Genomic DNA, 6,975 nt, shown 5'->3' on the forward strand with positions numbered 1-6,975 from the left:
TGCGAGATCGTTGTGGTCGAGATTACCCCCAAAGCCCCTGCCGCGAGGACTCGCGCGACTCGCTGCGCGCTTCGGTCGCTCACTTTGTTCGCTCCCTCCAGTGCTTGCGTCGTCAGGCTTCGTCCTCGCGGCAGCCCCTTTGAGTCCCACCCCGTAACCGCACAGCTCCGCACCTCACGCCTCCCCAGCCTCGCCGCTCACTTCGTTCGCGGCGTCCCTCGCGCTCGGTCTCGCGCCCTGCGGGCGCTCGCAGGCGCGCCACCGCACCGCGGATCAGTCGTTCTTTAGACTGTATCGACCGATTCTGATTGGAGGAACTGCCGGCTCTGCGAACAGTTCCATGACACGCCGGAGGGGAGTTCACATCCGGACCTCGATCAGGAGGTCCGACTCCGGCGAGTCACCCATCACCGAGCCAATCCGGTCCCACGAGAGGTCCGTCCGGGCCGTCACCGTCTCGGCGGCGATCGCGCCGCAGGCGTTCCCGACCAACAGCGGCACCTGGTAGTCGCGGGGGTCGTGCGAGAACCCCTCGCCGGTGATCTCCGGCTCGCGCAGCGCCGCCGCGAGGAACCCCGCCGCGAACGCGTCGCCGGCGCCGGTCGTGTCCACCGGATCGGCGGCGAATCCCGGATGCGAGACGTCGCCGTGAGGGGTCCGCACCGTCGCGCCCGCGGATCCGAGCGTGATCGCGACCACTTGGTCCTCGGGCTCCCACGGGTCGATGTCGGTCGCGTCCGCGATCGCATCCGCCTCGCGGTCGTTCATGAAGAGCACGTCGGTCGCGTGGAGGGCGGCGTCGAACTCGCGGTCGGCGACCCGACGGCCCGGGTCGAAGCTCCGCGTCGCGCCCGCCTCGCCCGCCGCCGTCGCCAGCGCAGCCGCGGTCTCCGGCCGCTGGCCGGTGAGGTGGAGGTGGTCGGCCGCGGCGAGCGTGTCGCGGTCGAGGTCGGTCGCCGAGAACGACTCGTTGGCGCCGTCGTTCGCGAGCAGCAACACCTCACCGTCGCCGTCGACGATGACGTACTTCACCGAGGTGGGTTCGTCCGCGTCGACGAGCACGTGTCCGGGGTTGACGCCGGCGTTCGCCAGTTCGCGGAGCGCCAGGGCGCCCGACTCGTCGCCGCCGACGCTCCCGTAGACGACCGACTGGCCCCCGAGTTCGACGAGCCCGACCGCGACGTTCGCGGCGCTGCCGCCGCCGGACTGTTCGAGCCGGTCGATCCGGGTCTCGCCGCCCGGCTCGGGCAGGCGGTCGACGTGGATCGTCACGTCCCAGTTGATGTGGCCCGCAGCGACGACTCGCGGGACCCGGTCGGCGCCGTCGGGGTTCAGTTCCGGCTCGAGGTCTCGTGACCCGGCGTTCTCCGGATCGAACTCTTCCCGGCCGGTGTCGGTCAAAGCACCACCTCGGTCGCCTCGGCGACCTCGGAGAGCCGGTAGTCTGGACGTCGGTCGCCCGCGAGATCTGCGGGGGCGTCGTCGCCGTCGGCCGCGAAGTACGCCGTGTCGGCCCCGACGGCGTTTCCCCCCGCGATGTCGGCGTCGACGTTGTCGCCGACCACGAGCGCCTCGCTGGGCCGGAGGTCGAACGCCGACAGCGCCGTCGCGAAGGGGAGCGCGCTCGGCTTCTCCCGGCCCACCTCCTCCGAGGTGACGAGCCGGTCGACGCGGTCGTCGATCCCGAGTCGGGTGAGCTTCGCCAGTTGGACGCGCGTCGTGAGGTTCGTGACGACGGCGACCGCGACGCCCGCCTCCCGGAGCGCGTCGAGCGCGGACTCGACGCCGTCACAGAGCGTCATCTCGTCTCTGTACTCCTCCCAGTACGCGTCTCCGACCGCGAGCGCTGTTTCGGCGTCGTGGACGCCGGCGTGGCGCCGCAGCACCCGCTTGAAATAGATGTGCCGGTCGTGGGAGGCCGCCGTCCCGCGGACCTCGCGTTTCGCTTCTCGACGCGCGGTCGCGTACGCGTCGTCGAACGCCTCGCGGTCCAGTTCGTACCCCGCCTCGCGGAGCACCGCCAGCGCGGCGCGCTTGCCCGCCGCGTTACACGGCGGATAGGGGTACAGGGTGTTGTCGAGGTCGAAGAACACCGCCTCGTAGCTCATGGCCCCTCTCGATGCGGAATCGACTTAAGCGTGATTCGACCGCTACCGCACCCTCACGGTTATGTACGATTCCGCGGCCAGTCCCTCCGTGATCTGAGACTCGACCCGGATCGGGCGAGGCGGGCGTCCGGCGCCCCGACCGGGAGCGGTACCGCCGGCTGTTCGCCCCTCGTGAGTCGCGTCTTCGTATCCGGAGCGTCCGCGGTCAGCGACCGCTCACTGCTCGTTCATCGCCTGGCTGGCGATGTTGCGGCCGCGCGAGTTGAGCACCACCTCCCGGCGTACCCGGACCTCCTCGACCACCTCCAGCTCGACCAGTCGCTCGAACGTCGCCTCGACGTCGTCGGCGTCCATCCCGAGGAACGACGGGATCTCGAACGGAGAGACGCCGGAGTACAGCGCCATCAACACCTCCCGGTCGCGGCTGGAGAGGTCGACGTTCGCGGAGCTGCGTTCCTCGCCCTTGCGGAGCCACGCCTCGACGAACCGCATCCGGCTCGGCTCGCCGGCGACGTGCGTCTCGATACTCGTCCCCTCGTCGTCGGTGTGTGACACCTCTATCACGGGCTTCTTTTCGCCGTCGACGGTCCGCTTGGCGGCGTCGAGCCCGCTGATGTCGTCGAGGTCGAACTCGACGAACGTGCCGCCTTCCAGCGCCGCGCTGAGCCCGTCTGCATCGATCTTCATCCGGGCCTGCTCCCACCCCGTCTCTTGGACGACGCCGCCCTCGACGGCGGGGTGTTTCGCCATTACCGTCCGCTGGTCCAGTAGCGCTCGGTAGACGTCGCGTTCGAACGACTCGTGATCGGACGCCGCGACGAGCAATACCTGGTCGCCGAGATCGAAGCTCACGTAGTTCGAGACTCGAGCGATCGACTGGTTGGCGTCGTGACGACCGCCGAGCCGTTCGAGCTGTGAGAGCGGAACCGTTCGCTTCCCACCGTTGCCCGCGAGGATCAGCCGCCGGTTCGAGAGGAGAACGCGTCCCGGTGTCCAGGAGACGTCCGTCACCTTCCGCCCCTCTCGGACGGCTACGGCGAACTTCGCCTGCATGTCCGCGACCTTGTACTCGCCGCTGCCGTCGGCCATCTATGGACCCCCAGCTCGGAGCTTGGAGACGGCCGAGAACACCCGTCTCCTGACCGCCTGGCTATCGTCGTCGGCGTACTCTTCGAGACGAGTCAGCGTCTCTTGCCCGCCGATCTGCCCGAGCACGAAGACAGCCTTCGCCCGCGCGTCTTCGGGGTGTTCCGTGCCGAGTCGGTCGAGGAGCCGGTCCTCGACGATCGGACCGCTGAGGCTCTTGAGGCTGGTGGCGGCGAACTGGGCCGTCTGCGGATCGTCGTCGGCGAGTGCAGCCGCGAGCGCCTCGACCGCGTCTGTCGACCGCGGCTCGGCGACGCGTCCGAGGATCCACGCCGCGTTCCGCCGCTGGCGGCTCTGCTGGCCTTCCGAGAGAATCTCGACGAGCGGCTCGACCACCGTCTCGTCGTCGACCGCCTTCAACTCGGTGACGACGCGGTCGCGGACCGCGTGGCTCTGTCGGGTCGGCACGTTCGACAGCAGCTCGATGATAGAGTACACCGCGGCGTTCCGGACGGTCGCGCTCTCGTCGCCGAGCGCACGGGCGAGCGGTTCGACCGGTTCCGGGTTGTTCGCCTTGCCGAGCGCGCCGGCGGCGATCCGGCGGAGCGACTCGTCCGGGTCGTCGAGCAGGTCGAGCAACGGTGCGAGCGCCCGGTCGGTGCCGATGTTCCCGAGCGCGTTCGCCGCCGCCCGCCGTACGCGCGGCTCGTCGTCGAACCGCTCCTTCAGGCCGGGCACCGCGCGCGCGTCGGCGAACGTCCCGCAGGCCTGACAGGCCCGGAGCCTGACCCGCGGGTCCTCGTCCGAGAGCGCCTCGACGAGGTGCGGAAGTCCGGTCGTGTCGTCTAACCGACCCAGCGCGTTCGCGGCCGCCATCCGGAACTCCGGGCGGTCGGCCCGCAGCGCCCGCGCGAACTTCCGGGCGGTGACCCACTCCGCATCCGACCGATTCGTTCCGGTGAGCTCGGAGAGCAGCTGTTCGAGCGCCGACTCGCCGAGTTCGTCGAGCGCGTCGACGGCGGCGCCGCGGACCTGTGCGTCGGCGTCGCTCGTCGCGGCTCGGAGGAGGACGTCGACGGTCGCCTGATCGTCGGCGTCGCCGACCTCGCCGAGGAACTCCGCGGCGCGCTTCCGGACTGCGGCGCTGTCGCTGCCGATCGCGTCCCTGAGCCGCTCGACGTTCCCCTCGCGCGAGTGTTGGTACAGCGACATCAGGCCCTCCGAAACACCCGTCGGCGCTTGTCGATCGGTTCGTACCGGTCCGAGCGGTCCGGCGGGACGCTCTCCGTCATCCCGAGGACGAGCACGCCGTCGTCGGCCAGCGACGCCTCCAGCGTGTCGAACAGCGACCCCTTGTGTTCGCGGTCGATGTAGATCAGCAGGTTGCGGCACAGCACCACGTCGAACGGACCGCGCGCGCCGTCCCGGATCAGGTCGTGGGTCTCGAACGCGACGAGCCGCCGCGGGGCCGACCTGACCCGGAACGCGTCGCCGTCTCGCTCGACGCAGCGATCTGGCTCGGAGAGGGGTTCGAGCTCCTCGGCGATGTCCGTCGTGCGCGTGGTGTGGTAGACGCCGTCGCGGGCGTCGTCGAGCGCCGCCCCGCTGATGTCCGACCCGAGCACCTCGACGCGCGACTCGTCGATCTCGGAGTCGTCACACGCCAGCATCGCGACCGAGTAGGGCTCTCTCCCGTCCGCGGAAGGGGCCGACCAGACGCGGACGCGCCGCTGCGTCGCGGTGCGTTCGCGGAGCACGTCGCGGAGGACGCTCCACATCTCCGGGTTGCGGAAGAACTCGGTCACGTTGATCGTGAGCGCGTCCATCAGCGCCTCGCGTTCCGCGTCCTCCTCGCGGAGCAACCGCTCGTACTCCGCGTGCGAGTCGGTGTCTCGGCGGCGCATCCGGGCCGTGATACGCCGGTCGAGGTACGACTCGTTGTAGTAGCCGGGCTCGAACGGAACCGTGTCGTCGATCTGTCGCAGGACGCCCTCGAAGGCGGTCTCGCCGCTCATAGGCTCACCACGTCGAGGACGGCCACGACGTCGCCGTCGCCGAGGACCGCCGTGCCGCTGAGCCCCGGCGTTCCCGACAGCGGTCCGTCGAGCGGCTTCACCACGACTTCCTCCTGATCGAGCACCGCGTCGCAGTGGAGCGCGATCTGCCGCGTCTCCTCGCGGATGCGGACGAGCATCCCCGCGTCGCTCGCGGTGGGACCGCGCCGGTCGACGGCGGTCGCATCGGTCGCACCGGCCGCGGCGGTCGCCACCGTGCCGCCGTCCGCCGCTGCCGACCCCGCATCGTCGGACGCACCGTCCTCGCCGGGGTTGGCGGGTGGTCCGGCGGCGTCGTTCTCCAGCCGTTCGCGCAGCCGGATCACCGGGTACAGGTCGTCCTCGTGGCGAACGACCTCGTCGCCGTGGACCTCCTCGACGCCGTCGGCACGGGCGACCTCGGCGATCGACTTGATCGGGATGCCGTACTCCGTGCCGCCGACGTCGACGAACATCACCTTCACGATGGCGACGGTGACCGGTAATCGGAACCTGACCGTGGTCCCCTCGCCCGGCTCGCTCTCGACCGTCACCGACCCGTCGAGGTCGCGGGCGGTCGTCCGAACCACGTCCATGCCGACGCCGCGACCGGAGACGTCAGTGACCGCCTCGGCGGTGGAGAAGCCGGGGTGGAACACGAGGTCGTACGCCTCGTCGTCCGCCATCGCGTCGACCGCCTCGCGGCTCTTGACGCCCTCCGCGACGGCTTTCTCGCGGAGGCGGTCGGGGTCGAGCCCGGCGCCGTCGTCGTCGACCTCGATGATGACGTGGTCGCGCTCGCGCTCGGCCGTGAGCCGGACGCGACCGGTCGGATCCTTGCCGGCGGCCTTGCGCTCCGCGGGGGACTCGATCCCGTGATCGACCGCGTTCCGCAGCACGTGGACGAGGGGATCGCGTATCTCCGTGAGGATCGTCCGGTCGAGTTCGACGTCGTCGCCCTCGATCTCGAAGTCGATCCGCTTGTCGAGGTCCCGCGAGACGTCGCGAACGAGCCGCGGGAACGAGTCCGACACCTGCGAGAACGGGATCAGCCGCATGTCCATCGCGGTGTCCTGCAGGTTCGACGCGAGCTTGTCGAGCTCGTCGAGCGCGTCCGAGTCGGCGTCGGTGCCCTCCAGCTCGCGGCGGAGCTTGATCCGGCTCGTCACCAGCTGCTCGACGAGCCCGTACAGCTCGTCGACCTGGTCGACGTCGACCCGGATCGACGTGATCTCGTCGCGGTCGGCGGTGGTCGATCCGTCGGGTGCGTCCGGCTCGTCCGTCGGATCGCCCTCGTCGGATGTGTCCGCGTCGTCCGCAGGTTCTCCCGCTTCGGTCGGCTCGCCGACGACGGAGTCGGCGAGCGCCGTCGCCACCGACTCGACCTGCGTGAGCGCGGAGAGCCCCTCCGCGACCACCTCGGGGTCCACCCCCCCGACGAAGGCGTCGAATCTCCCGTCGTACGCGCCGTCCTCCAACATCTCCGGTTCGGGGTCGGTGGCGAAGCCGTCGAACTCCCCGTCGAGCGCCTGCACGACGAGCGTTGCGTCCACGCCGGGCATCGCCGTCTCGCCGATCGTCACGTCCGCGTACACGACGGGGGCGTCGAGGTCGTCGGCGCTCGGCGGGAGATCGGGGACGACGAGGTCGTCGACGGCGACGTCACCGCCGTCTCCCGGGGTGTCTTCCGAAGATTCGTCGTCGACGTTCGCGTCTGCGGTCCCGTCGCGGTCGCGTCGGCGTCGGTG

At 70.4% G+C, this 6,975-nt stretch carries 6 protein-coding genes; all 6 read right to left on the bottom strand.

The genetic code is table 11. From position 1 onward, the window contains the following. Window positions 1-360: 360 nt before the first annotated feature. Window positions 361-1,401, bottom strand: a complete 1,041-nt coding sequence (locus tag GJ633_RS12480) for a carbohydrate kinase family protein (RefSeq protein ID WP_156589092.1) — start codon at window positions 1,399-1,401, stop codon at window positions 361-363. Then, a complete protein-coding gene (locus GJ633_RS12485) occupies window positions 1,398-2,108 on the bottom strand; it encodes an HAD family hydrolase (RefSeq protein WP_156589093.1) in 711 nt (236 codons plus the stop codon). Before GJ633_RS12485 ends, GJ633_RS12480 begins: the two co-directional genes overlap by 4 nt. A gap of 216 nt (window positions 2,109-2,324) precedes the next feature. Next, the gene (locus GJ633_RS12490; RefSeq protein ID WP_156589094.1) at window positions 2,325-3,197 is read right to left on the bottom strand and encodes a CheF family chemotaxis protein; all 873 of its coding nucleotides are present in this window, start codon (window positions 3,195-3,197) and stop codon (window positions 2,325-2,327) included. Beyond that, window positions 3,198-4,406: a HEAT repeat domain-containing protein gene (locus tag GJ633_RS12495; RefSeq protein WP_156589095.1), complete on the bottom strand. Its 1,209-nt coding sequence runs from the start codon at window positions 4,404-4,406 to the stop codon at window positions 3,198-3,200. It abuts the gene before it with no gap. After that, window positions 4,406-5,209 (bottom strand): protein-glutamate O-methyltransferase CheR, encoded by an 804-nt coding sequence (locus GJ633_RS12500; RefSeq protein WP_156589096.1) that lies wholly within the window; start codon window positions 5,207-5,209, stop codon window positions 4,406-4,408. The genes GJ633_RS12495 and GJ633_RS12500 overlap by 1 nt, the downstream gene beginning before the upstream one ends. After that, on the bottom strand, window positions 5,206-6,975 hold a 1,770-nt coding region (locus GJ633_RS12505), incomplete at its 5' end, for a chemotaxis protein CheA (protein ID WP_156589097.1). The genes GJ633_RS12505 and GJ633_RS12500, both read right to left, overlap by 4 nt.

Source organism: Halorubrum sp. CBA1125, from assembly GCF_009742825.1.
GTDB lineage: Archaea > Halobacteriota > Halobacteria > Halobacteriales > Haloferacaceae > Halorubrum.

Bases quoted from the DNA above. Each gene is read 5' to 3' on its own strand.
- GJ633_RS12485 (WP_156589093.1), bottom strand. From the start codon at position 2,108: ATGAGCTACGAGGCGGTGTTCTTCGACCTCGACAACACCCTGTACCCC.
- GJ633_RS12490 (WP_156589094.1), bottom strand. From the start codon at position 3,197: ATGGCCGACGGCAGCGGCGAGTACAAGGTCGCGGACATGCAGGCGAAG.
- GJ633_RS12495 (WP_156589095.1), bottom strand. From the start codon at position 4,406: ATGTCGCTGTACCAACACTCGCGCGAGGGGAACGTCGAGCGGCTCAGG.
- GJ633_RS12500 (WP_156589096.1), bottom strand. From the start codon at position 5,209: ATGAGCGGCGAGACCGCCTTCGAGGGCGTCCTGCGACAGATCGACGAC.